The organism is Halorubrum wangae (genome assembly GCF_051194135.1).
Taxonomy (GTDB): domain Archaea; phylum Halobacteriota; class Halobacteria; order Halobacteriales; family Haloferacaceae; genus Halorubrum.
This window is the reverse complement of sequence record NZ_JBLZNH010000001.1, coordinates 312,601-336,923: the sequence shown is the minus strand read 5'-3', so window position 1 is coordinate 336,923 and position 24,323 is coordinate 312,601. Positions and strand designations below refer to the sequence as shown.

The 24,323-nt window shown below is 68.3% G+C and carries 28 protein-coding genes and 1 tRNA gene; 19 read left to right on the top strand and 10 right to left on the bottom strand.

What is annotated here, in order from left to right; genetic code table 11:
• Positions 1–156: 156 nt before the first annotated feature.
• The 5 genes from purB to ACNS84_RS01755 all read left to right on the top strand — a co-directional run bounded on the left by purB (position 157) and on the right by ACNS84_RS01755 (position 4,308).
• Entirely contained in the window at positions 157–1,596 is a 1,440-nt protein-coding gene (gene purB, locus ACNS84_RS01775; RefSeq protein WP_435073130.1) for an adenylosuccinate lyase, read from the top strand.
• A gap of 61 nt (positions 1,597–1,657) precedes the next feature.
• Positions 1,658–1,972, top strand: a complete 315-nt coding sequence (locus ACNS84_RS01770) for a zinc ribbon domain-containing protein (RefSeq protein WP_435073129.1) — start codon at positions 1,658–1,660, stop codon at positions 1,970–1,972.
• Between the two features lie 100 nt (positions 1,973–2,072).
• Positions 2,073–2,840, top strand: a complete 768-nt coding sequence (locus ACNS84_RS01765) for a sensor domain-containing protein (RefSeq protein WP_435073128.1) — start codon at positions 2,073–2,075, stop codon at positions 2,838–2,840.
• Positions 2,841–2,889: 49 nt separating this feature from the next.
• On the top strand, positions 2,890–3,621 hold the full coding sequence (locus tag ACNS84_RS01760) for a hypothetical protein (RefSeq protein WP_435073127.1): 732 nt from the start codon (positions 2,890–2,892) through the stop codon (positions 3,619–3,621).
• A complete protein-coding gene (locus ACNS84_RS01755; protein ID WP_435073126.1) occupies positions 3,622–4,308 on the top strand; it encodes a metal-dependent hydrolase in 687 nt (228 codons plus the stop codon).
• A gap of 90 nt (positions 4,309–4,398) precedes the next feature.
• Here ACNS84_RS01755 and ACNS84_RS01750 read toward each other — a convergent pair whose 3' ends face one another.
• On the bottom strand, positions 4,399–5,004 hold the full coding sequence (locus ACNS84_RS01750; RefSeq protein WP_435073125.1) for a VOC family protein: 606 nt from the start codon (positions 5,002–5,004) through the stop codon (positions 4,399–4,401).
• Positions 5,005–5,146: 142 nt separating this feature from the next.
• On the opposite strand from ACNS84_RS01750, the gene ACNS84_RS01745 reads away from it, so the two are divergent.
• A complete protein-coding gene (locus tag ACNS84_RS01745) occupies positions 5,147–5,992 on the top strand; it encodes an alpha/beta fold hydrolase (RefSeq protein ID WP_435073124.1) in 846 nt (281 codons plus the stop codon).
• A 35-nt stretch (positions 5,993–6,027) separates the two neighbouring features.
• On the opposite strand, the gene ACNS84_RS01740 is transcribed toward ACNS84_RS01745, so the two are convergent.
• From ACNS84_RS01740 to ACNS84_RS01725, 4 genes are all read right to left on the bottom strand, one after another.
• Positions 6,028–6,420 (bottom strand): DUF5518 domain-containing protein, encoded by a 393-nt coding sequence (locus ACNS84_RS01740; protein WP_435073123.1) that lies wholly within the window; start codon positions 6,418–6,420, stop codon positions 6,028–6,030.
• A 400-nt stretch (positions 6,421–6,820) separates the two neighbouring features.
• A tRNA-Ala gene (locus tag ACNS84_RS01735) sits at positions 6,821–6,892 on the bottom strand.
• Between the two features lie 105 nt (positions 6,893–6,997).
• A complete protein-coding gene (locus ACNS84_RS01730) occupies positions 6,998–7,555 on the bottom strand; it encodes an SRPBCC family protein (RefSeq protein ID WP_435073122.1) in 558 nt (185 codons plus the stop codon).
• Positions 7,556–7,772: 217 nt separating this feature from the next.
• Entirely contained in the window at positions 7,773–8,825 is a 1,053-nt protein-coding gene (locus ACNS84_RS01725) for a M42 family metallopeptidase (protein ID WP_435073121.1), read from the bottom strand.
• Between the two features lie 170 nt (positions 8,826–8,995).
• On the opposite strand from ACNS84_RS01725, the gene ACNS84_RS01720 reads away from it, so the two are divergent.
• The 4 genes from ACNS84_RS01720 to ACNS84_RS01705 all read left to right on the top strand — a co-directional run bounded on the left by ACNS84_RS01720 (position 8,996) and on the right by ACNS84_RS01705 (position 11,096).
• Positions 8,996–9,253: an MTH865 family protein gene (locus ACNS84_RS01720; protein WP_435073120.1), complete on the top strand. Its 258-nt coding sequence runs from the start codon at positions 8,996–8,998 to the stop codon at positions 9,251–9,253.
• A gap of 108 nt (positions 9,254–9,361) precedes the next feature.
• Positions 9,362–10,066 (top strand): J domain-containing protein, encoded by a 705-nt coding sequence (locus tag ACNS84_RS01715; protein WP_435073119.1) that lies wholly within the window; start codon positions 9,362–9,364, stop codon positions 10,064–10,066.
• A gap of 47 nt (positions 10,067–10,113) precedes the next feature.
• A complete protein-coding gene (locus tag ACNS84_RS01710; RefSeq protein ID WP_435073118.1) occupies positions 10,114–10,860 on the top strand; it encodes a metallophosphoesterase in 747 nt (248 codons plus the stop codon).
• A 32-nt stretch (positions 10,861–10,892) separates the two neighbouring features.
• Entirely contained in the window at positions 10,893–11,096 is a 204-nt protein-coding gene (locus ACNS84_RS01705; protein ID WP_435073117.1) for a hypothetical protein, read from the top strand.
• Between the two features lie 21 nt (positions 11,097–11,117).
• Here ACNS84_RS01705 and ACNS84_RS01700 read toward each other — a convergent pair whose 3' ends face one another.
• Positions 11,118–11,978, bottom strand: a complete 861-nt coding sequence (locus ACNS84_RS01700) for an iron-sulfur cluster assembly protein (protein WP_435073116.1) — start codon at positions 11,976–11,978, stop codon at positions 11,118–11,120.
• Complete coding sequence (locus ACNS84_RS01695) at positions 11,978–13,039, bottom strand: amidohydrolase family protein (protein WP_435073115.1); 1,062 nt, start codon at positions 13,037–13,039, stop codon at positions 11,978–11,980. The genes ACNS84_RS01700 and ACNS84_RS01695 overlap by 1 nt, the downstream gene beginning before the upstream one ends.
• 177 nt (positions 13,040–13,216) lie before the next feature.
• Between ACNS84_RS01695 and ACNS84_RS01690 the strand changes: the two genes are divergently transcribed.
• The 3 genes from ACNS84_RS01690 (at position 13,217) to ACNS84_RS01680 (ending at position 15,997) form a co-directional block, all read left to right on the top strand.
• On the top strand, positions 13,217–14,257 hold the full coding sequence (locus ACNS84_RS01690) for an NAD(P)-dependent alcohol dehydrogenase (RefSeq protein ID WP_435073114.1): 1,041 nt from the start codon (positions 13,217–13,219) through the stop codon (positions 14,255–14,257).
• Positions 14,258–14,322: 65 nt separating this feature from the next.
• Positions 14,323–14,805, top strand: coding sequence for a hypothetical protein (locus ACNS84_RS01685; RefSeq protein ID WP_435073113.1), 483 nt, complete (start codon positions 14,323–14,325; stop codon positions 14,803–14,805).
• Between the two features lie 22 nt (positions 14,806–14,827).
• Complete coding sequence (locus ACNS84_RS01680) at positions 14,828–15,997, top strand: thiamine pyrophosphate-dependent dehydrogenase E1 component subunit alpha (protein WP_435073112.1); 1,170 nt, start codon at positions 14,828–14,830, stop codon at positions 15,995–15,997.
• Between the two features lie 48 nt (positions 15,998–16,045).
• Here the strand turns inward: ACNS84_RS01680 and ACNS84_RS01675 are convergent, their stop codons facing one another.
• Positions 16,046–17,359, bottom strand: coding sequence for an NAD(P)/FAD-dependent oxidoreductase (locus ACNS84_RS01675; protein ID WP_435073111.1), 1,314 nt, complete (start codon positions 17,357–17,359; stop codon positions 16,046–16,048).
• A gap of 207 nt (positions 17,360–17,566) precedes the next feature.
• Here ACNS84_RS01675 and ACNS84_RS01670 point away from each other — a divergent pair, with 207 nt between their 5' ends.
• From ACNS84_RS01670 to ACNS84_RS01645, 6 genes are all read left to right on the top strand, one after another.
• Positions 17,567–18,793: a pyridoxal-phosphate dependent enzyme gene (locus tag ACNS84_RS01670; protein WP_435073110.1), complete on the top strand. Its 1,227-nt coding sequence runs from the start codon at positions 17,567–17,569 to the stop codon at positions 18,791–18,793.
• A gap of 66 nt (positions 18,794–18,859) precedes the next feature.
• Positions 18,860–19,450 carry a GNAT family N-acetyltransferase gene (locus ACNS84_RS01665; RefSeq protein WP_435073109.1) on the top strand — a complete coding sequence of 197 codons (591 nt, stop codon included), beginning with the start codon at positions 18,860–18,862 and terminating at the stop codon, positions 19,448–19,450.
• A 51-nt stretch (positions 19,451–19,501) separates the two neighbouring features.
• A complete protein-coding gene (locus ACNS84_RS01660; RefSeq protein WP_435073108.1) occupies positions 19,502–20,539 on the top strand; it encodes an AI-2E family transporter in 1,038 nt (345 codons plus the stop codon).
• A 102-nt stretch (positions 20,540–20,641) separates the two neighbouring features.
• Positions 20,642–21,043, top strand: coding sequence for a cytidine deaminase (gene cdd, locus ACNS84_RS01655; RefSeq protein WP_435073107.1), 402 nt, complete (start codon positions 20,642–20,644; stop codon positions 21,041–21,043).
• A 75-nt stretch (positions 21,044–21,118) separates the two neighbouring features.
• Entirely contained in the window at positions 21,119–21,937 is an 819-nt protein-coding gene (locus ACNS84_RS01650) for a nucleoside phosphorylase (RefSeq protein ID WP_435073106.1), read from the top strand.
• Positions 21,938–22,018: 81 nt separating this feature from the next.
• Complete coding sequence (locus tag ACNS84_RS01645) at positions 22,019–23,200, top strand: NAD(P)/FAD-dependent oxidoreductase (RefSeq protein ID WP_435073105.1); 1,182 nt, start codon at positions 22,019–22,021, stop codon at positions 23,198–23,200.
• A gap of 159 nt (positions 23,201–23,359) precedes the next feature.
• On the opposite strand, the gene ACNS84_RS01640 is transcribed toward ACNS84_RS01645, so the two are convergent.
• Positions 23,360–23,893 (bottom strand): Rrf2 family transcriptional regulator, encoded by a 534-nt coding sequence (locus tag ACNS84_RS01640; protein WP_435073104.1) that lies wholly within the window; start codon positions 23,891–23,893, stop codon positions 23,360–23,362.
• 67 nt (positions 23,894–23,960) lie between these two features.
• Positions 23,961–24,263, bottom strand: a complete 303-nt coding sequence (locus ACNS84_RS01635; protein WP_435073786.1) for a hypothetical protein — start codon at positions 24,261–24,263, stop codon at positions 23,961–23,963.
• Positions 24,264–24,323 lie beyond the last annotated feature (60 nt).

Sequence of the window (24,323 nt, the reverse complement as noted above, 5' to 3'; positions counted from 1 at the left end):
CCGACCGATCGCGTATATCGATTGCGGTCCGCACCGCGAAATACCCACGTTTGCGGATAGGATCGACGCCCCCACCGGACGAAAAAGCGAGACCTATCCACGTCCGTGCGTCACGCCATCGACACGCTTTTGCTGGCTCCGAGGGCAGTCGCGGATATGACGGACCACGCCATCTCGGGCCTGTCGCGGTCGGACCCCCTCGCGGCGGTCTCGCCGCTCGACGGGCGATACGCTTCGCGCACCGCGCCGCTGTCGCCGTACGCGAGCGAGGCCGCGCTCATGCGCGCCCGGACCCGCGTCGAGGTCGAGTACCTGATCGAACTCGCCGCGCTCGACGAGACTCCGATCGAACTCGAGAGCGACGCCGTGGCTGCCCTCCGTGACGTCTACGAATCGTTCTCGGCCGAGGACGCGCGCCTGATAAAGGCGCTGGAGGTCGAGGGCGCCGAGGGGTACGCCGCGACCAATCACGACGTGAAGGCGGTCGAGTACTTCCTGCGCGTTCGACTGGACGAGGCGGCCGACGCCGGAGCAATCGCCGAGAGCGAGGCGCTGTACCCGTGGGTCCACTTCGGACTCACCAGCGAGGACGTCAACAACCTCGCGCACCGACTGCTGCTCAAACCCGCGGTGAGCGAGGTGCTCGTGCCCGCGGTCCGCGAGGTCCGGGACTCGCTCGTCGACCTCGCGCAGGCGCACCGCGAGACGCCGATGCTCGCCCGTACCCACGGCCAACCCGCCACGCCGACGACGTTCGGCAAGGAGATGGCGGTGTACGCCTCGCGACTCGGTCGCGCGCTCGGCCGGGTCGTCGTCGCGAACGGCGACCTCTCAGGAAAGCTGGCGGGCGCCTCGGGCACCTACGCCGCCCACGACGCCGCCTACCCGGACGTCGATTGGGCGGCGTTCTCCGAGTCGTTCGTGCACGGGCTCGAGTTGGAGCACACTCCGCTCGCGACGCAAGTGAACCCCTGTGACGACCTCGCGGCGCTGTTCGACGCGCTGCGGGGAGTGAACAACGTCCTCCTCGACCTGGACGTGGACGCGTGGCTCTACGTTTCCGACCGGTATCTCGGCCAGCGGACGGTCGAGGGCGAGACGGGGTCGTCGACGATGCCGCACAAGGTGAACCCGATCGACTTCGAGAACAGCGAGGGGAACCTCTCGAAGGCGAACAGCGACCTCACCTTCCTCGGCGACTACGTGACGAGTTCGCGCCTGCAGCGCGACCTGTCGGACTCCACCGTCAAGCGCAACGTCGGCGCCGCGCTCGCGCACTGCCTCATCGGCTACGGAAAGGCCGAGAACGGACTCGCGAAGGTCGTGCCGAACGAGGCCGTGATGCGCGAGGAGTTGGCGGCGACGCCCGAGGTCATCGGCGAGGCCGTTCAGACGATCCTCCGTCGCGAGGGGGACATCGACGCGTACGAACGCGTGAAGGAACTGACTCGGGGGCAGTCGGTGACGCTCGACGACTTCCGCGACCTGTTCGGTGACCTCGACGTCGACGAGAGCGTGCGCGAGGAGCTCCGGGCCCTGACGCCGGCGGGATACGTCGGCGTCGCCGACGACCTCGTCGACGAAATCGACGAGTAGAGAACGTGGAGGAGCCTCGGCGGCAAAAGGAGTTTATATCTCTCCGTGGAACGTGAGATCGATGCCCTCCGACAACGACGACGACGTGGAGTATTCGGTGTTCGGCAACGACTCGACTCAGCGTCCGGCGCAGTCCGGCGACGACGCGACGGTCGATCCGGGCGCGGTGGACTTCGGCGACGGCCGCGACGGCTGTCCGAAGTGCGGCGGCGAAGAGACGGAGACCGACGAAATAGCCACCAGCGGGAGCGGCCTCACGAAGCTGTTCGACGTGCAGAACCGCACGTTCGTGGTGGTCTCCTGCGCGGACTGCGGCTACTCGGAGCTTTATAAGGGACAGTCGACGGGGAACGCGGTCGACTTCTTCATCGGCTGAGTGAGCCGCGGCGGACGCGGCCCCCACGCCCGACCGAGTCCCGTTCGCGGTGCCGAGAGCGACCGATTTATGTCGACAGACGAACCGTTTTCGGCCGCGCATGGTCTCTCTCCGTCAGCCCTCCGCCCTCCCGTTCGTCGGCGTCGTCGCCGACGGTCGAACGTACAGACACCTGTTGTACCTGCTGCTCGCGGTCCCGCTCGGGTTCGCTTACTGGACGCTGTTCGCGTTCGGGGTCGCGTTCGGACTGGCGCTCTCGGTCGCGCTCGTCGGCTTCGTGATCCTGTTCGCGACCCTGATCGGCGCCCGGCTCGCCGCGGGGTTGGAACGTCGGCTCGCGAACGCGCTCCTCGGGACGAGCCTGCGTCGTCCGAACGACCTCGCCGCCGCCGAGGGCGCGCTCGGCGGCGTGCGGAAGTACACCGACGCCCAGTCGACGTGGACGGGGCTCGGGTTCGTCTCGCTCAAGTTCTGGGTCAGCGTCCTCGCGTTCGTTCCGCTGTTCCTGCTGGCGAGCGCGCTGCCGCTGGTCGTCGCCCCCCTCCGCTACCCGTACACGACCGACTTCGGCGAGGTCAACGGCGAGCCGGTGACGTGGGCGATCGACACTCTTCCGGAGGCACTGGTCGCACTCCCGGTCGGGGTCGTCGGGGTCCTACTCGCGCTTCACGTCGCGAATCTCGTCGCCTACGTCGCCCGACGAATGGCGGTTTCGCTCCTCGGTCGCCCGGAGTCGATGGCGTCGGCGCGGGTACCGACGGCCGATCGCGAGTCCGACGTCGGCGACTTCGAGTTCGTCAAGGATCCCGCGCCGCCCGACCGCGGCGAGACCGACCGCGGTCCCGCCGACCGCAACGACGACCGCTGACCGAGGGGCCGGCCCGAGCGACTTATTCGCGTGCGGTCGTAGGACGGGTATGGCACCGACGCTGGTCAACGCCGCCTTCGGCGCCCTCCTCGCGGCCGCCCTCTTGGGCGCCGCGTTCGACCGGCGCTCGGTCGCGGTCGTCGTTGCGGCGGCGGTCCTCCCCGACCTCGACGCGGTCGCGAGCCTCGCGATCCCCGGCGCGACGAACGCCCTCCTCCACGCCGTCTGGCTCCCCCTCGCGGTCGGCGTCGCCCTCCACTGGGACACCCGAACGCGCGGCGCCTCGCGGCTCCGCGAACGCGTCGGCTGGCGCGGCGTCCGGATCGCGTGGGTCGCGCTCGCGGCGTTTCTCGTCGCCGGCATCGCCCCCGACCTGTTCGGTCGCGAGGGCGTGAATCTGCTGTACCCGCTCGCCGACGCCTACTACCTCGTCGACGGCGGGTTCGTCCTCTCGACGCGGGACGGGGTCGTCCAGACGTTCGTCTCCGTTGGGGCGCAGGGACCGGGTCTCCTCCCCTTGGAGACGCTCGGGACGACCGAATCGTACGCGCTTTCGACGTTCGCGAACCCGGACGGGCGACCGGGGCTCTCACTCGGTGCCGACCGCGAGTTCCACCTCGTTCGAACCGGCTGGCAGCTGGTCGTCGTCGTCGCCGCGGCCGCGCTGCTGGCGGTTCGGTTCCGGTGGGCGACGAACCGGCGGACGACGGAGAGCGAGCGCGACGCGGACGAGGAACGCTCCGCGGCCGGCGACGGCGACGAGACCGTGGTGGCCCGATAGATGGTCTCGACGATAGTCCACGCCGGGTTCGCCGTGCTGCTCGCCGCCGGGCTGCTCGACGACCGATTCGACCGCCGGGCGATCGCGGTCCTGCTCGTCGTCGTCGTCGCGCCCGAGGCCGACAGCTTCCTCGGCCCGCTCATGCCCGGCGCCCACCGGACCGTCGGCCACACGCTCGTGATCCCCGCGGTCGCCGCGCTCCTCCTGTATTACGACACGCGGATTCGCGAGCGCTCCGCCGTGCGTGCGCGCCTGTCGCCGCGGTGGGTCGCCGTCGCGTGGGCCGCGCTGTTCGCGCACGTCTTCGCGCACGTGGCGCTCGATTGGGTCCACCTCGACGGGGTAAACTACCTGTGGCCGCTCCGTGATCAGTTCCTCCGGCTCGACGGCGAGATACTGCTCTCGACCGCGGACGGGTTCGTCCAGACGTTCGTCGACCTGCGGATCGATCCGGAGACCGGGACGCGGACGGTCGACGCGGGACCGACCGGAACCACGGAGACGGTGCACGTCAACAATCCGGTCGAGCCGCGCGACCCGGACGAGGTGACCGAGGAACCGGTCAACCGTATCTTCCCGATCGCAAACGCCGGCTGGCGGCTCTACCTGATCGGGACGGGACTCTTCGTGCTGGCCGCGCGGCGGATACAGGGTCGGGCGCCGCGGGACGAGTCGGCGTCGGAGTGAATGTCGAGGAGGTCGCAGAGCGCGCTCCGGACGCTCGCCTCGTTGCAGGCGAAAAAGTCGAGGACGGCCGATCTGAGTTCCATCGCGTCGTCAGAAATCTCGACCGGTCGCGGCGTCCGGGAGGTCGTACCGCTCCACCGGGAGGCCGAGCTCCTCGATAGCGGCCTCCAGATGTTCCGTCGCGATGTACTCGTCGCCGGCGGCGACGCGGGCCGCCTGCGCGTGCGCGAGGACCTCGCCTTTCCGGTCGTCCGGGACCTCGAACTTGTCGGCGGCGAGTTCGATAACGAGCCCGTTGTGGTCGTGGGTGTACAGCGAGTGGAAGGCGCCGCGGTCGAACTCGCTCACCTCGTGGCCGGCGTCGAGCAGACGGTCGCGGATCGCCGGGAGCTCGTCCGGCTCGACGCTGAACGCGAGGTGATGGACCGCGCCGATTCCGGGCTTCTGCGTCTCGACGGAGTCGCGCGTCTCGTCGACGAAGAAGGTGACCAGTCGTCCGTCGCCCGCGTCGAAAAAGAGGTGTTCGACCTCCTCGCGGTCGAGGTTCGGCTGCCTGATCACCAGAGGAAGCCCGAGTACGTCTCGATAGAACGCGACCGTTTCGTCGGCGTTGCTGCCGATCAGCGTGACGTGGTCCCAACCCGTCGCGTGTACCAGGCTGTCGGGAGGCTCCGCCGTGACCTCGTGTGTAGCCATACATTGGTTCACGTGAGCGTCCCGCATCAATCCGCGGTAACACCGATGTCAGTCGAGGCGTGACCGACCGAATCAACGGAGGCTAAGAGAGCGATTTGGGACTCCCGACCCGTTATACCGACGGAGACGAAAAAAACGAGTCATGCAACGGAGTTCCCGGCGGGCGGACCGTTCCGCCGCGCTCTCGACAGAGACGTGCACGCTCTCGGACGGCCGGACGCTCACCTACGCCGTCGCCGGCGACGAGGACGGGACGCCGGTCGTCGCGCACCACGGAACGCCGGGGTCGCGGCTGTTCGCGTCGCTCCTCGCTGACGCCGCCGCGATCGAGGGCGTTCGACTCCTCGTCCCGGACCGGCCGGGCTACGGACGGTCGTCGCCGCCGCCGGACGATTGGAGTTGGCGCGACTGGCGACGAGATCTCGAGAGGCTCCTCGATGCGGAGTCGGTCGAGCGATGCGGGGTCGCGGGGTTCTCCGGCGGCGGCCCGTTCGCGCTCGCGGCCGCGGCGACCGAGCGCGCGGACCGCGTCGCGCTGGTGAGCACCGTCGTCCCGCCGGCCGACGTCGGTCTCGTGAAACTCGCGCGGGTCCCGTTCGCCGTCCGCCTGCTCTTTCGGCTGACGAGGGCGTACGCGTCGGTCGCAGGACCGGACGCCGTGGTCGGGCAGTACACCGACCGCTCGGTGTCAGACGGTGTCGCGCAGACGGTCGCAGACGACTTCCACGAGGCGCTCCGGCAGGGCGCGACGGCGGCCGCCCGAGAGAACCGCTCGTTCGGGAGCGAGTGGACCGGGATCGACCGCGCGCCGGCCTCGGTCCGCGCCTGGCACGGAACGCGAGACGAGAACGCGCCGCTCTCGGCCGTGCGCGCCCTCACGGACGAGAGCGACGTGACGCTCACGACCACCGAGACCGACCACCTCGGGACGCTGCTCGACCGGCGCGGCGAGGTGCTGCGGTGGCTCGGCGGAACGAAGCATGTATAAAAAAGCAGTGTCGGACCGGGTCGCGACCGCCGAACTCAGGCGGTCGGACGACCGCGGACCTCCTCCTCGGGGTGCATCATACCGGCGATCGCACCACCGACCGCACCGGGAATCCCGGACGCCAAGATGACGACCAGGAAGGCGGCACCGACGCCGAGGCCGGCGAGACCGGCCGAAAGGGCGCCGAGGGCGATTACCGCGATCGCCACGACGATCCCCCCGAGGGTGGTCGCGAGGAGCCCGTGCAGGGCGCCCCCGCTGAGTCCCTCATCGGCGACGTAGCCGGCGACGCCGCCCGCGATGAGGCCGCTGACACCGAAGCCGACGACCGGCAGCGTTGCGTCCGTGAACGGTAGTCCGAGTCCGCTGACGATTCCGATGACGAACGAGGCGATCATTCCGTACAGTACAGCCATCCATTTGACCATGCTTTATAATCGTTCTATACGATATTAAATATATTTATATATACCTGTTAAAGACGTTCTTTTTGCCCGCTACGAACGCAATCGATAGTTGGTATTTCATAGAAAACGTACGTTTCGGGGGCCAGAACGGAGTTTACTGAAAATGCACCGCTCGAAACTCACACCGAGGTATCACCGGTGATCGGAGCGGAGATACACGATACTACCAGCTATAATACATTTCGGTGAGACGCTCGAGAGGGGCTTCGTAATTCGACGCCCGCCGTGCGAAGGTCGCGGCCGGTCCGGCGGCGACGCCGACCTCACGAGTGGCGAAGAAACATGGACTCGCGGGGATCCAGTGAGCGGTAGGAAACGGTATCGCGAGGTAGCGACTGAACGAACGGAGTGAGTGAAGAAGTGGACTCGCGGGGATTTGAACCCCGGGCCTTCCCCGTGCCAGGGGGATGATCTACCACTGATCTACGAGCCCTCGTACGCGTTCCATCGTTCCCCGCTGGATATATTAAGGCCTTCGACTCGGCGACGGCGCGGACGCCGACTCACTCGCGCGCGTCGCGTCCTCGAGTCCACTCCCTCAGATCCGTTCGGAGTCGACGTAGACGTCGAGGTCGACGGTGCGATTCGACCCCTCCAGGTCCCGTACGGCGCGTTGGACCACCCGCTCCGCCTCGGCCCGGATGAGCGGGACCGCCTTCTTCACCACCCAGTCGAAAGAGACGAGACGCGGGAGGTCGAGCGCCGCCGGGCTCGCCGACCCCGGATCAAACTCGACTTCCAGTGCGACCTCGCAGCGGGAGCCGTCGGGCACGTCGTCCGCGGAATCGTCCGCCGAGTCGTCCGCCGAATCGAGCGGGGTCACGCGCCAACAGCCGCCAGCGTCGATGTCCTTCGTGATCTCCCAGTCGATCCGCTCGGGGGGATCGACGCCCGTCACCAGCGAGTGGGCCGTGTAGGTGATCTTCCACCATGCGAATCTGAGCGCGTAGCGGGTGCCCGGGCCGCCGTCGCCCTCGACCGTCCGCACGTCATCGAGGTACTTCGAGTAGCGGGCGTACCCCGGGAAGTCGAGCAGGAACTCGTACACCTCCTCGGGGTCGGCGTACACATCGGTTCTCACGACGAGTTCGTCCACGCAGGGTCGTTCGGGCGGCGGGTAATAAGCAGTCCGGCGAGACGCTATCTGAAGTGGTCGCATCGTTCGTCACGACGCTTTCGTCACGACGCTTCGTTTATTGCGATGACGGAGGCCGACGATCTTCCGGCCGCTTATTTATTAAGAATCAGCGGTGTAGCGGCGGTGATCGCCTCCGACGCCCGTCCGCGAGGGGCGCGCACCACCGCGGGGTTGTTTATAAGGTGTAGTCGTGCTCGCCGGTCTCGGAGTCGAGAAACGCGGTCAGCAGATCTATCGTCGCCTCGATATCCTCGCCGGCGGCGGTCTCAGTCACGGTGTGGAGGTACCGCGTCGGGATCGAAATGGCGCCGACGGGCTTCGCGCCGGCCGTGTTCTGGAAACCGGCGGTGTCGGTACCGCCCGCGGGCAACACCTCGTGCTGGTGGTCGATATCTGCCGATTCGGCCACGTCGGTCAGACGCCGATGGACCTTCGGGCTGGTGATCACGGAGGAGTCCTTGAGCTTGATCGCGGTCCCTTCGCCGAGTTCGGTGACGGCGTCGGCCGGCTCACCGATCTGCGGGACGTCGTTGGCGACGGTGACGTCTAAGGCGACGGCGAGGTCCGGGTCGATGTCGACGCCGAGCGCGCTCGCCCCCCGAAGCCCCACCTCCTCTTGCACGGTCGCCGCGAAGTGGATCGTCACGTCGGGGCCGTCGATCCGGCGGGCGGCCTCCAGCATCGCGAACACGCAGACCCGGTCGTCGAGCGCCTTCCCGGTCACGCGGTCGCCCATGCGCGTCGTCGTCTGGTCGAGCGTGACGAGGTCGCCGACGCTCACGAGGTCGGCCACGTCCTCGCCGTCGCGCCCGAGGTCGATGAACACGTCCGAGACCTCGTCGTCCGCCTCCTTCTGCTCGTCCGTGAGCGTGTGGGGCGGCACGGAGCCGATGACGCCGGTGAGGTCCTCGTCGCCGTGGACAGTGACGCGCTGGGCGCGGAGCACGCGGGCGTCGAACCCGCCGAGCGGGTCGACCTGCACGAACCCCTCGTCGGTGACGTGCCGGACCATGAAGCCGATCTCGTCCATGTGGGCCGCGATCGCGACCGAATAGTCCGAGTCCCCCTCGACGGTCCCGACGACGTTCCCCATCGCGTCGGTGCGAACGCGGTCGGCGATGTCGGCGAACTCGCGGCGGACGATCTCGCGGACGTCGTCCTCGTAGCCCGGGACGCCGCGGGCCTCGGTCAACTCTCGGAGCAGGTCGAAGTCGAAGTCGAACGACATGGGCGACAGTTGCCGCCCAGCGACAAAGGATCGGAGGTTCCGGCACGGCCGTCGCTGTTCTCGGAGACGACTCGCAGCGGGCCGTCAGCCCCCCGCGGTCGTTTACAAACCTCAAACTTGTTTACCGTTGTTCCGCAACGCTTTTGCGGCGGCTCGCGGGATGGGAGAGTATGAGTGACGTTAGAGCGGAACTTCGCGAACAGTTCTTAGACGCGTTCGGCGGCGCCGACTTCCCCGTCAAGAACCAGATGGACCTCGTCCCGGCACTCCCGGACGGCCCCGCCACGAAGTTCGAGGCCGGCGACGTGAGCCTCACGGCGATGGAGATGGCGGCGAAGCTCGGCAACGAACAGGAGTTCCCCTACGACACCGCCGAAGAACTCGTCGACGACATCCTCGACGGCCTCGAGTCGAAGGGGATGATCTGAGCCCGGCGACGCCCATTCTCTCGGAGTGACCGCGCACGCCCAGCGCGTCGCTCGCCGCGTCTGGCGTCCCGGCGAGAGGTTGATACGCGCCGAGCCGTAACTTTGGTCGTGGTCGTCGAGTTCATCAGCGTGGTGCCGACGTGGGTCCTCTTGGGGGTCGCGCTCGGCGGGCTCGCCTCTACGCTCGCAGCCGTCGCCTTCTACCTCGGCAATCGATTCGTTGCCCCCGGCGTCGCCGCGGCCGGCGGCGATCGGACCGACGCAGGCGACGACCGCCGGCGGCGGGAGATCCGTGAATACCTGACGGCGATCGGCGAGCGATTTCGCGAGGACCACGCGCTCGGCGAGGTGACCGTCCCCTTCTACCTCCCCGAGCGCGAGGTCGCCATCACCTTCGACGCGCACGACTACTTCAAACTTGAGGGTGAGGGCGTCTACACCGTCCTTTGCGAACACGAGATGCCGGGACGGGGGCTGGGTCGCCGACTCCCCTTCGACGTGGTCGAACCCGACTGGGGCCCCAGTCGACCGTCCAGGAACAGCGGTCGCGACCCCGTCGCCGCCGCGTTCGCGGAGCTCGACGTCGACCGCGACGCCGACGCCGACGAGGTGAAACGCGCCTACCGCGATCGTGTCAAGGAGACCCACCCGGACCAGGGCGGCGACGAGGAGTCGTTCCGCCGCGTCCGCGAGGCGTACGCGACTGCCCGCAATCACGCCGGCGACGCGGACGGCGGAGCCGGGCAGGGGCGTCCGGCCGCACGGACCGGGCGGTCCGATCGCGCCGACCCACCGACGGGATTCGGCCGATGATTGGAGACGCCCGATGACTGGAGACGCCCGATGACTGGAGACGCCCAATGACGACGACGACGTTCGATGAGCGCGCGGCGTACTTCGACCGGCACGACGCACTCGTCCTCGCCGACCTGCACGTCGGTCGCGGGGAGGCCTCGGCGGTGTCGCTCCCGCTCGGCGAGCGCGAGGACCTCGTCGGACGGCTTGAGAGGCTCGTGACGCGATTCGATCCCGAGACCGTCGTCGTCGCCGGCGACGTCGTGCACACCTTCGACCGAGTGAGCGACCGGAGTCTCGAAACGCTGGCCGCGCTCCGAGAGGTGTGCAGGGCGAACGGGGCCGCCTTCGAACTCGTCGCGGGAAACCACGACGCCGCCCTCGCGAGCGCGTGGGAGGGGCCGGTTCACGAGGCGTACGTGCTGGACGCCGCCGACGCTCCCCGCACCGTCGTCTGTCACGGCCACGAGGCGCCGACGACGGCGGCGGACCGGTACGTGATCGGACACGTCCATCCGACCATCGAGATAGAGGGCGACCGTCGCCCGTGCTTCCTCCGCGGCGATGGGGTCTACCGCGGCGCCGACCTCCTCGTGCTCCCCGCGTTCACTCGGCTCGCCCCGGGCGTGGCCGTCAACAACATTCGGACGGGGGCGTTCGACTCCCCGCTCGTCACTGACGCGGACGAACTGGCTCCGGTAGTGTTCGATTCGAAGGCAGGCGACGCGGACGGCGCGGGCGACGGCGCCGGCGGAAACGCCGGGGAACCGCTCGAGTTCCCGCCGCTCGGCGCGTTCCGCGGAATGTTGTGAACGCTTTTAGTCATTCGTGCGTACTGTGTGCTATGAACACGGAGAACGCCTGTCTCGGCTGCGGCGACCCCTTCGACTGGGGCGAGGGGGAGTGTCCGGCGTGCGGCTGGGACCGCGACGAGTGGGCCGCGAAGGGTCGACACGGACTGGAGAAGGAGGGCCACGGCGAGCCCGACGAAGACGGTGGGACGGGTGGTGCCGGCGGCGGAATGGGCGGACTCGGACCGATCCGCTGAGGCTGGGAACCCGACCGCGAATCAGTCGTCCGTGCCGACCGTCCACGTCGACGTGAACTCATCCACGTCGCCGTCGTACGTCGACTGATCGGGCGACTGGTCGATATACGACGGACCGGAGCCGTCCGGGCCCTCGGACCCGTGACGCGCGCGGTGCAGCGCGTCGCAGACGGCGCCCTGTCCGCCCATGTTCACGGTCGCGAGCCGGGAGCGTTTCTGCACCACGTCCAGTTCGTCCGCGGGAATTTGGTCGCCTTCTGGCGTCAAGAACAGCGTATCGTCGGGCGCCGTGACGTGTCCGCTCGTCTCGACGCGGTCGATGTAGTCGGCCACGGGCTCGGCGTCGACGACGACCGACAGCCCGCCGACGTCGACGTGCGCCTCGTCCCCGGTGACGGTCAGGTCGGCGCGGACGAGCGAGACGACCTGTTCGGGGCCGACCCCCGCGTCGAGCAGGACTCGGACCGCCTCGCGCTGCCTGGAGACGCGGGCCTTATCGGCGATGGCGGCGCGGACCGCGGCAACGTCTCCGTCGGCGTCCGGGAACGTCTCCCCGAAGCCGTCACGGGCGTTGACGCCGGCGGTTATCTCCTCGCCGTGCATGTGATCACAGAGCTCGATCCGGGCCTCGTGGACCCAGTCGAGCGCCTCGACCTCGTCGCAGGCGTCGGTCGCCATCATCCACGCGAATGCCGGCGAACACCAAGCCGTCGGGAGCGTGAACCTGACCTCGACGCGGCCGCCGTCGACCTCGATAGCGTCGATGTAGTCGAGTTCGACGATGGAGCGGGCCAGCTCAGGATCCTCGACGCGGTCCAGCCGATCGCGGACCGCCGCCGTTCCGCGAGGATCACCACCGGCGTCTCTGCGGCTCCCCGACATCAGTCCGCCGCGGCCCCCGCGTCGCCGCCGTAGTGGGCCCCGAGGTCGAACCGCTCGGTGATGTCGTCGTCGCGGAACTGCCGCTTCTTCTCCTCGATGTCGATGTCGTACAGCTCCGCGACGTTCTCGCCCATGATCTTCTTCATGGTGTCGACGTCGAGTTCGACGCCGTACTCGTCTTTCTGCTCGTCGGTGAGCTCCGCGTTCATCACCTGGTCGACGAGCCAGTCGGGGTTCCACAGCGCGTAGTCGGAGCCGAACAGGATCCGGTCCTCGCCGAGCCAGAACAGGAGTTCGCCCATAATCTCGCCGAACTTCCGTTCCCGGTGGGTCGACATCGCGGAGGCGACCGCAAGGCCGCCGTACACGTTCGGCTCCTGCGCGGCGATCCAGCAGAAGTCGTCGAGCCGCGGGAGCCCGACGTGGTTGACGATGAAGTTGAGTTCCGGGAACGATGAGGCGGCGTCGTCGATGTCTTTCACGTCGAACGCGTCACGGTTGAGGGGGCGGATCGTCGGCCCCTTGTGGGCGTTGATATTCTCGATACCGAGGTCCGCACACTTCTCGAGGAACTCGAAGGCGTCGTCGCTGTCGAGCCGCCAGCCCTTCGAGTCGTCGCGCCACTCGGCGGTGTACAGCTTCACACCGGGGATGTCGTACTCCTCCTTGAGGTGTTCGAGGTAGCGGAGTCCCTCCTCGCCGTCGCGGGGGTCAAAGCTCCCGTTGAGCACGAACCGTTCGGGATACTCCTCCGCGAGTTCCGCGTTCTGTTCCGTCGTGTTGAACCCCTCGTCGTAGAAGTCGTCGAGGTACGTCGGTTGGAATATGGCCATGTCCGCCGCCGCGTTCCCGAACAGGTCCTCAGTCATCTTGTCGGCGCCGTAGTGTCGATACGTGTCGATGTCCCACTGCTCCTCCTCCGGGGTGAACCCGGTGTGGTAGTCGTAGAAACACTGGAGGAACTGCTCGCCCCCCTCGTGGATGATGTTCTCCTGCCGCGCGTCCCACAGATGAACGTGACCGTCGATGACGAAAATCTCCTCGCCGTCTTTCTCGTACATACGAATACGTATGAGGAACGACAACACATAATCATAAGGATCGTTCAGGTAAATTACGAACAAGTTTCTCATTCACGGTCGAGTCGACGTTCAGACGTTCCCCTGAGCCCTCCGGCACCGGAAGAACACGACAACGTAACGAACGTTTATGATGATGGGTACTAGTCATTATGTCACATGCAGGCTGCCAGACTCCACGAGTACACGGACGACATGAGCGAAGGGCTGAGTATCGACGAGGTAGACCGCCCGACCGCGACGGGAGCGAGCGACGTGATCGTCGAGGTCGAGGGCGCGGGGTGGTGCCAGACAGACAACCACATCATCGAGGGGATGTGGACCGAGTACGTCCCGCAGGAACTGCCGTTGACGCTCGGCCACGAGAACGCGGGGACGGTGGTCGAGACGGGCGAAGACGTCGAGATAGTCTCCGTGGGCGACCCGGTGATCTGTCACCCGGTTCAGACCTGCGGCACCTGTCGCCCTTGCCGACTCGGCGAGACGATGTACTGCGAGAACGACGCGTTCAACGGGCTCACCACCGACGGCGGCTTCGCCGAGTATCTCCACACCAGCGAGCGCTCGGTGATCCCACTCCCGTCGGGCGTCGAACCGATCGACATCGCCCCGCACGCCGACGCCGGTATCACGGCGTACCACGCGGCCAAGAAGGCTGTCGCGGACCTCAACCCCGGCGACCACGCGGTCGTCATCGGCGTCGGCGGGCTCGGTCACATCGGGCTCCAGTGTCTCAACGCGATGAGCGCGGCGCGCATCACCGCGGTCGACGTGAAGGAGTCCGCCCTGTCGCTCGCGGATAGCTACGGCGCGGAGCACCTCGTCAACCCGAGCGAGGTCGACGTCCGCGCGGAACTGGAGGGGATCACCGACGGGACGGGAGCCGCGCAGGTGCTCGACTTCGTCGGCGAGGACGTCACCACCGGGTACGCGCCCGACATCACCGCCGCCGGCGGCAACCACCACATCATCGGCTACGGCGGGCACATCCACGAGCCGGCGCAGGCGCTGGTGAACGGCGAGTTCTCCTTCGTCGGCAACATCGTCGGCCGGTACGCGGAGCTACAGGAGCTCGTCGCGCTCGTCGAGCAGGGCGACGTCGACCTCCACACCAGCCGGTACGACCTCGGCGACGTGAACGCGGTCGCCGAGAAGCTCGAACACGGCGAGATCGACGGGCGCGCCGTGATCACGCCGTAGGCGGAGGCGCAAATCGGCGTTTCACCCACGAGAAAACCTTTATTCCGCGTTTGTGTCTTCCGGGTATGGACGACGCTCTCCGGTCCGAGTCGGGACTCTCGTCTCCGCAGCGGTGGGCGCTGATCGCCGGCGGCTACGCGTTCGGCTGTGCCACCCTCACGGCGTTCCTGCTCTCCGACGCGCTCGGGCTCTTCGCCGAGGTGATCGGCCTCCCGTCCGCGCTCTCGATGCCGCTTCTCGCGACGCCGGCGCTCGTCGCCGGCGCGGGCGTCTGGTGGGCGCTCATCGAGCGACCGGGGACCGTCACGTACGCTCGCGGGGTCGCCTTCGGACTGCTCACCGCGCTGCTCACCGGCGTCGTCTGGACCGCGCGGTTCGTCTCGGTCTGGAGCGTCGAGATGCTGACGGCGGGGCCGGTCCCGCTGCTCGTCGGGTTCGTGCTCGGCGCGGCCGGCGTCGCGGGCGGCCTCGTCGGCCTGCCAATCACGTACGCGCGGCGGCGGAGTCGGGGGCGATCGGACGCCGCCGAGACCGCTAACTCCTTGTGACCCGCGCGCACACCGATCGCCCATGGACGAGAACGGCGTCGACGCCGCCGGCTCCCCCGATTCGCTCGCCGACCCGCTCGCCGACGCGGACGTCTACCGCGTGCTCGGCCCGGACGGGAGTCCCCTGCCCGACGCGACGGTCCCCGACCTGTCGGACGAGCAGTTCCGCGCGATCTATCGGGACTTGGTCGTCACCCGTCGCTTCGACGAGCGCGCGGTGAGCCTCCAGCGGCAGGGGCGCATCGGGACGTACGCGCCCTGTGCGGGCCAGGAGGGGTCGGCGGTCGGGTCGACTCACGCGCTCGCGGACGACGACCTGATCAGCTACCAGTACCGCGAGCACGGGGCGGTGGTCGTGCGCGATCTGCTCTCGGAGTACCTTCCCTACTGGATGGGCCACGAGTCCGGGACCGAGGCTATCGCAGAGGGCAACGTCTTCCCGCTGAACATCGGGATCGCGGCGCACCTCCCGCACGCGGTCGGCGCCGCGTGGGCGTTCGACTACCGGGACGAGGACCGGGTCGTCGCCGCGCACTTCGGCGACGGCGCGACCAGCGAGGGCGACTTCCACGAGGCGATGAACTTCGCGGGCGTCTTCGACGCGCCGACGCTGTTCTGCTGTCACAACAACGGCTGGGCGATATCGATCCCCGAGTCGCGCCAGACCGCGAGCGACACGTTCGCACAGAAAGCGGCCGCGTACGGCTTCGAGGGCGTCCGCGTCGACGGGATGGACCCGCTCGCGAGCTACGCGGTCACCCGGGAGGCGGCGGCGCGCGCCCGAGGGACCGCAGACCGCGACGAATCGGGGGACGACTCCAACGCCCCTCGCCCAGCACTCATCGAGTTCGTCGAGTACCGCTTCGGCGCGCACACCACCGCCGACGACCCGACCGCCTACCGCGACCCCGACGACGTGGACCCGTGGCGCGCGCTCGATCCGATCGACCGAATGGAGAGCTTCCTGCGTGAGACCGGGCGGATCGACGACGAGGACGTCGCAGCGATCCGCGAGACGGCTGACGAGGTCGTCGCCGACGCGATCGATTTCGCGGAGTCCGTCGAGGCCGATCCGAGCGACATGTTCGACTACGCGTACGACGACCTCCCGATCGAGATCCGTCGCCAGCGCGACGAGTTGCTCGCGGCGGTCGAGGAACACGGCGAGGGGTCGTTCCGCCGAGACGAGTAGGTCTGGACGCGCCGCTCTCCGTCTCAGTACTCGCCCGCCGGTCGGCTCTTATAAGTGCTCGCCCGCCGCATCGGCGGCCGTTCGACCGCTTTCCAGCGCCCCCTGAATCGACGACCACTCGGTGTAGTCGCCGGCGAGGACAACTGGCCCCTCGGGGTCGTCCGGGTCGGGGAGGTCGGCGTGGACGCCCGGCGGCTGCGCGAACTGCGCGAACCGGATCCGATGGACGTCGACGGTCTCCAGTCCGCCGAAGTCGCGGTCCGGGTACCACGCCTCCAGGGCGTCGCGAACGTCGTCGCGGAGCGAGTCGGCTGGCCTATCCAGCGGGACCTCGCCGAGGAACGTCGCGGCGAGCAGTGCCCGGTCGTCGGGAGCGTACTCGGGTGCGACCTCCGACATTGGTACGACGGCGTTCGGCGACTCCTCGGCCGCGTTGAGCAGGATGCGCTTTCCGGTCTCGAACGACTCCCCGGCCGGGAGCGCGTACCAGCCGGTCACGTTCGGGACGCCCTCCGTGGGGATCGATTCGACGCCCGTGAGCCGGCGGGCCTCGGGCGGGGTCGCCGCGACGACGACCGCATCTGTCTCGTGCGTCGACCCATCCGCGAGTTCGACGGTGGCGCCCTCGACGTCGCCGCGTCCGGTACGGAACGGGATGCGACCCTGTCCCGCGATACGAACCGACTCCACGTCGGCGCCCGTCTCGATAGCCACGCCCGCCTCGCGGGCTCTGGCGGCGAGCGCGTCGGGAATCGCCCGCATCCCCTCGGCGGGGACTCCGATGGCGCCGCGGCCCATCGCGCGGAACGTGTACTCGAACACCTGCTTCGAGGTGGCGAGGCTCCGGTCGAGCGTGATCCCGCCGTAGAACGGCTCGACGAAGTGCTCGACGTAGTCGTCGGCGAACCCCCAGTCGCGCAGGTACTCGCGGATGGAAACGTCTTGACCGGCGAAGAAGTCGCTCTCGTCCCGCTTCGCGAGGTCGTACCGGAGCGCGAGCGTCCGTAGTTTGTCCGAGAAAATGACCTCGTCGTTGCGGAGCGACGGGAGTGCCCCCCGAGGGTCCCGGAAGGGGTCAGAGAGGACCGAGCGCGAGCCCGGCCGGCAGATCGTCGCGCCCGGAGCGAACCGCCGGACGTCGAGCGCGTCGGCGTCGAGTTCGCTCGCGACCGCCGGGTAGCTCGTGAACAGCACCTGGAAGCCGCGGTCGAGGGTGAACCCGTCGACGGTCTCGGTTCGCACCCGTCCGCCGACCCCGGGCCGTCGCTCGTACAGCGTCACGTCCGCGCCCGCCTCGGCGAGTCGGCTCGCCGCGACCAGTCCGGCGAGGCCGCCGCCGACGACGGTGACGTCTCCGTTCATACGCGGTGTATCGGGTTGCGGGCTTATAAGCGGCCGTTGATGGCAGAGCGACGGCGGAGCACCGCTCCGAAAGCCAGTCGCGAGGAGTCGCGCTACCCGCACGGCTGCCGCACGTCTCCCCACCCTCGCCGCCCGGCACCGTGACACTTCGCTCGCGGTCCACCTTCGAGAGGGAAGCGATTAGTCGCCGCCGACGCAAGGGACGCTATGGAGTCGACGGAGACGACGACGGCGTTCCGCGGGCTGGAGAGTCACGCGTCGGGTCGCGTCCACGAGACGGCCGACCCGACGACGGTGTCGGCCGAGGAACAGGCGCGGGGGCTCGACCCCGCCTACGACTACGACGCGGTCGACCCGGAGGCCCTGCTCGGGGCTCCGCGAGGCGGGCCGGCGACGCCGGGCCGCGGCCACTGGCGGTTCGACGCGCTGCTTCCGTTCCCGGCCGAGACCGCAATCACGGCGGGAGAGGGCGCCACGCCACTCGTGCCGACCGAGCGTCTCGCCGACGAACTCGGCGTCGACGCCGTCTACGTGAAAGACGAGGGCCGGAACCCGACGGGTACCGTGCTCGACCGCGGGCTCTCCGTCGCGCTCACGGCGGTCGCGGCGCGGGCAGCCGAGGGGGCCGACGTCGAACCGCTCGCGTGCGCGAGCCCCGGCAACGCCGGGCAGTCGATGGCGGCGTACGCGGGCCGCGCGGACCTGCGCTCGTACGCGTTCGTCCCCTCGCGGTGTGCGTTCTCGAACAAGGCGATGACGAACGTTCACGGGGGCGACATGCGCGTGGTCGGCGGGCGCTTCCCCGACGCGGTCGACGCCGTCGACGAGCAGTTGGAGACCGACTACACCGACCTCGGCGAGTTCGCGACGCCGTTCCGCCACGACGGCGTCAAGACGCTCGCGTTCGAACTGGTCGCCGAACTCGACGCGGCCCCCGACGTCGTCGTCGTGCCGACCGGATCCGGTGAGGTCGTCGCCGGCATTTATAAGGGATTCACCGAACTGGAGCGCGTCGGCGCGATCGACGCGGTCCCGAAGATTGTCGCCGCTCAGGCGGCTGGCTGCGCGCCGATCGCGGCGGCGGTCGAGCGCGGACTCGACGAGCCGGAGCCGTGGGGGACGCCCGACACGATCTGCGGCGAACTCGAGATCGCCGACCCCGCCGGCGGCGCGGCTGCGATCGAGGCTGTCACGGAGAGTGGCGGGACGGCGGTCGGCGTCGAGGACGAAGACATCCTCGCGAGCGCGGTCGCCGTCGCGCAGAACGAGGTGATGGAGATGGGCGCCACCGGCGGCGCCGCGCCGGCCGGGGCGTGGGTGCTCAACGAGAACGGATTCTTCGACGGCGACGAGACGGTCGTCCTGATCAACAGCGACGCTGGGCTCAAAACCCCTGACGTCCTGCGCAGCCATTTGATGGGCCAGGGGATTTAAGGGGCGGTCGCCGACGGCGACGTGGCGCGGGGAACCGTTTTTACGTCGGCCGGCGTACAGTCGACCATGTACGTCCGCGACGCCAAGAACCGTGACGAGGCGTGGTTACTGGACGCGATCGAGCAACTCGGGCTCGACGACGTCGCCTTCCGGTCACGGGATTACGTAATCGCGGTCGACCAGGAGTCGGGTGATAGGGCCGGATTCGGCCGACTCCGGCTCCACCGCGGCGACGAGGGCGAGGAGAACCGGATCGAGCTCACCGGGATCGGCGTGCTCCCCGAGTGGCGCGGCCGCGGCGTCGGCGCGCACGTGGTCGAGCGGCTCGTCGACACCGCGGCCGCGGACGGGTTCGAGACGGTGTACGTCCTCACCGACCAGCCCGACTACCTGACGCAGTTCGGCTTCGAGGAAGTCGCCACCGAAGAGCTGCCGCCCGCGCTCTCCGACCGTCTCGACGAGAAGCGCGAGTTCTTGAGCGGGGACGTCGTTGGCCTGCGGCTCCCGGTCGACGAGTTCGAGATGGCTGATCGCTTCCGCGAGGCGTTCAAGACGGCCGAGCCGGCGGACGCCGCCGCAGACGACGTCGAGGAGACCGCGGAGGACTTCGGGATCGATCCCGAGTCGGCCACGTATAAGTACGACACCGGGCGGTGAGACGACGTATCACACCCGTGAACGAATACCCGCCTCCGTCCCATCCCCGGTATGTCAGGTAGACCCGGCCCCCCGGCGTGGCTCGTGGGGCAACCAGGACTGGTCGCACTCGCCCTGCTGAGCAGTCTCCTCGCTCTGTTCGTCCTGCTGCCGTACCTCCAGTTCGCGCTGTTCGGCGTGGTCCTCGCGTACATCCTGTTTCCCGTCCAGCAGCGAGCCGAGGAGCACGTCAGGCCCACGGTCGCGGCGATCGGCGTCGTCGGTGCCGCGCTGATCTTCGTGTTGATCCCGATCATCTATCTCCTCACGATCGCCGTCCAGCAGTCGCTCAGGGTCGTGAGCGCCGTCAGGGACGGGCAGCTCGACCTCGCGTCGATCGAGGAGTTCCTCGAGGGTATCGGATACCGGGTCGACCTCGCCGCCCTGTACGAATCGAATCAGGAACGGATCGCGACCAGCCTCCAGGAGATCACGTCGGGGGCGATCGATCTCGTCGGGAGTTTACCGAGACTGTTCATCGGACTGACCATCATGCTGTTCGTCCTCTTCGCCCTGTTGCGCGACGGCGAGGAGTTCGTGGCGTGGGTCCAGTGGGTGCTGCCGATCGACGAGGAGGTCTCGGACGAGCTCCGCGAGGGATTAGATCAGCTCATGTGGGCGTCGGTCGTCGGAAACGTCGCCGTCGCGGCCATTCAGGCGGTGCTGCTCGGCGTCGGGCTCGCGATCGCCGGCCTCCCCGCCGTGATCTTCCTCACGGTCGCCACGTTCGTGCTGACGCTGCTCCCGCTCGTCGGCTCGTTCGGCGTGTGGGTCCCGGCCGCGGTGTATCTCCTCGCGGTCGGACGACCGGTCGCCGGCGCGGTGATAGTCGTGTACGGCCTGATCATCACCTTCTCGGACACGTACCTCCGGCCCGCGCTGATCGGTCGAACCGGCGCGTTCAACTCCACGACCATCGTCATCGGTATCTTCGGCGGGCTCGCCGTGTTCGGCGCCGTCGGCCTGTTCATCGGCCCCGTCGTCCTGGGCGGCGCGAAGCTCGTCCTCGACTGCTTCGCTCGGGAACACAGCGGGGAGCCGACCACCTGAGTCCCCGGGAGAGCCCAGAGGGTGACGGAGAGGCCGGACCGCCCACCGCCCGCGGTCGGTCGCGAACCGTTCATTTATTCGACCGCCGGTCGACGCCCCCGTATGGACCTGATCGAAGCCGCGCGCGGCGTCCTGTCGGAGGCCCACGTCCCCTACTCCGAGTACCGCGTCGGCGCCGCGCTCCGGACCGCCGACGGCACCGTCTACACCGGCTGTAACATCGAGAACGCGAACTACTCCAACAGCCTCCACGCCGAGGAGGTCGCGCTCGCCGAGGCGGTCAAAAACGGCCACCGCGAGTTCGATCGCATCGCCGTCACGTCGGGCGTCCGCGACGGCGTCACTCCCTGCGGGATGTGCCGGCAGTCGCTCGCGGAGTTCGCGACCGACGACCTCGTCGTCGTCTGCGACGAGGGCGACGGCGAGACCACCGAGTACACGCTCGGCGAACTGCTTCCGAACACCATCTCGGAGGGGACGCTCGACGACGCGAGAGGAGCCTGATCGCCGGGTCGGATCCGCGAGGCAAGAGACCGCGAGACGGAACTCCTTTTAAACGGCTCCGCGAACGTCGCGGACATGACCGAAGACAGCGAGGATCCCAACGACGAGATCCAGTACCACGTCGAGGTGGGTCCCGACGACGTCGCCGACGCCGTGCTCCTCCCCGGCAACCCCGAGCGCGTCGACAAGATCACCGCGCTGTGGGACGAGCACGACGAGGTCGCACATCACCGGGAGTACCGCACCGCGACCGGCAGCTACGACGGGACGCCGATATCGGTGACGTCGACGGGCATCGGCTCGCCGTCGGCCGCCATCGCCGTCGAGGAACTCGCCAGAGTGGGCGTGGACACGTTCATCCGGGTCGGCTCCTGTGGCGCGATCCAGCCCGAGATGGACGTCGGCGACCTGGTGATTACGACCGGGGCGGTCCGGCAAGAGGGAACGAGCGACGAGTACGTCCGCGAGGACTACCCGGCCGCCGCAGACGGGGAGGTCGTCTCGGCGCTCGTCGCCGCCGCAGAGCGGCTCGGGTACGACTACCACACCGGTGTGACGATGAGCGCCGACTCCTTCTACGCCGGGCAGGGACGGCCGGGATTCGAGGGGTTCGAGGCGGCCGGCTCCGACGAACTGGTGCGGGAACTCCAGGACGCGAACGTGAAGAACATCGAGATGGAGGCGTCGGCGATCCTGACGATCGCAAGCGTGTACGGCCTCCGCGCCGGTGCGATCTGCTCCGTCTACGCGAACCGCGTGACCGGCGAGTTCCGGACCGAGGGCGAGTCGCGGGCGGCCGAGACGGCGAGCCTCGCCGTGAAGCTTCTCGCGCGGATGGACGAGGTCAAGCGGGAGGCGGGCGTCGAGCGCTGGCACGCCGGACTCTCGCTGTAAGGCGGCGGCGCGTCGTCCGACTCGTCGCCAGTTCAATGGCGTTCCAAAGCGATTTTACCCGCGCACCGTGGAGTTGAGCGTATGGCAACACAGGTCGTCGTCGTCGGCTCCGGCTACGCCGGGGCAGGGGCGGTGAAGGCGTTCGAAGACGAGGTTGGCGACGGGGAGGCGGAGCTCACGTGGATCTCCGAGCACGACTACCACCTCGTGCTTCACGAGGTCCACCGTGCTATCCGCAATCCCACGGTCACGGACAAGATCACGATCCCCGTCGACGAGATCAAATCGGCCGATTCCGACTTCGTCGAGGGGCGCGTCGTGGACGTCGACACCGACGAACGCGTCGTCGAGACGGACGACGGGACGACCGTCGACTACGACTACCTGCTGCTCGGCGTCGGCTCCACGACGGCCTTCTTCGGTATCGACGGCCTGGAAGAGCACGCCCACCAGCTCAAGAGCCTCGACGACGCGAAGGCGATCCACGAGGACGTGCGATCGGCCGCGGCCGAGGCGACCCGGTCCGACCCCGTCGAGGTCATCGTCGGCGGCGCCGGACTCTCCGGCATTCAGACTGCGGGCGAGATCGCGGAGTACCGCGACAAACACCGCGCCCCCATCAACATCAAACTCGTCGAAGGCCTCGACGAGGTCTTCCCCGGAAACGACTCCCAGCTTCAGGGCGCGCTCCGCCAGCGCCTGGAGGACGCCGACGTTGAGATCCTCACCGGCGACTTCATCTCGGAGGCCGACGAGGACGCGGTCTACCTCGGCGGCGGCGAGGACGAGGAGCCCGAGGAACTCGCACACGACGTGTTGATCTGGACCGGTGGCATCACCGGCCAGCCCGAACTGGAGAGTGTGGAGGTCGAGAAGGACGAGCGCTCGCACCGCGTTCACGCCGATTCAGACTTCGTCACCAGCGACGACCGCGTCTTCGCCATCGGCGACACCGCCCTCATCGAGCAGGGCGACGACAACGTGGCGCCGCCGACCGCGCAGGCCGCCTGGCAGGCCGCCGAGGTCGCCGGCGAAAACCTCGCACGCGCCGCCCGCGGCGCCCCGCTCCAGTCGTGGACGCACAAGGACAAGGGGACGGTCATCTCGGTCGGCGAGGACGCCGTCGCCCACGACGTGATGGGAATGCCGATGAAGACGTTCGGCGGTACCCCGGCGAAGCTGCTGAAGAAGTCCATCGCGGTGCGGTGGATTGCGAAGGTCTCCTCGGTCGGGCGCGGCGTGAGCGCGTTCGGCGACATGTAACGCCGGCGACAGCGACGCTCCGACCGGCGGCGGAAACGACGCTCGATTCGGAGCGGATTTTTATCGAGAACGGTCAGCGGCAGTCAGTGTCGAAAAGCGACGGCGCTGCGGCTCTCGAGGCGTCGTGAAAAGCTGAAACGGTTCAAGCGGCGAACGCGATCAGTGCTCGGCGGGTTCGTCGGGCGCGCGCATGTCGTCGATCCGCAGGATGAGAATGTTGGCGGTGTCGTCCTTGCCGTCGACCGTTCCGTCGATGACGAGCTTCGAGAGCGGCGTCGGACCGACGGTGACCGAGTCGCCTTCGTGGAAGTCGCGAACGGACCCCTGGACGTGGATCTCGGCGCGGCAGAGTTCGGGGTGGTGGACGCTGGAGAGGTCGATCCCGTCAACGTTGACGCCCGGTACCTGCTCGCCCTCGTGGAAGATGGGGACGTCGGCGGGCTCGTCCATGCGCTGGATGTCGAGCGCCTCGTACGCGTTCGAGGTGGGCTTGTAGCCGCCCTTCGGGCCGGGGACGCCCTCGACCAGTTGGAGGGCCTTCAGGCTCTGCATCTGATTGCGGATCGTACCGGGGTTACGGTCGACTTCCTCGGCGATCGCCTCGCCCTTGACGGCGTCCTCCCGCTCCCCGTATAGGTTTATTAGGGCCGTCAGGATGCTTTTCTGACTTGACGTGAGCTCAATGGATGACATAGTCGCGAATAGACGACGGCACCGCTTAAATGCGATGGAAGCCCGTTATAAATGATCGTGCGGATTCTCACGATCCGTACTGCCGCCGATGGCGGAGGTACGCGATCGGACTGGAGAGCGCCACGACGACGCCGACGCCGATCAGCGCGAGGCCGAGATCGCTGACGAACAGGGAGATACCGGCCCCGACGAGACCGATCACAGCGCCCGTGAAGGCCACGGCGATCATGGCGCCGACGGGTCCGATGTCGCTGGCGCTGACGTCACCGTCATCGAACTCGTCGGGCGCCCCGTCGCCGTCGGCGGCGGCGTCCCCGCCGTCGGTGGCAGCGATGTCGTCGGAGTGGTTCCCGCCCGCGGAGCCGCTCATACCGTCCGAACGGTGTCGGGCAACTAAACCGTGTGCGATCGCGCGGAGCGGGTCGCCGGT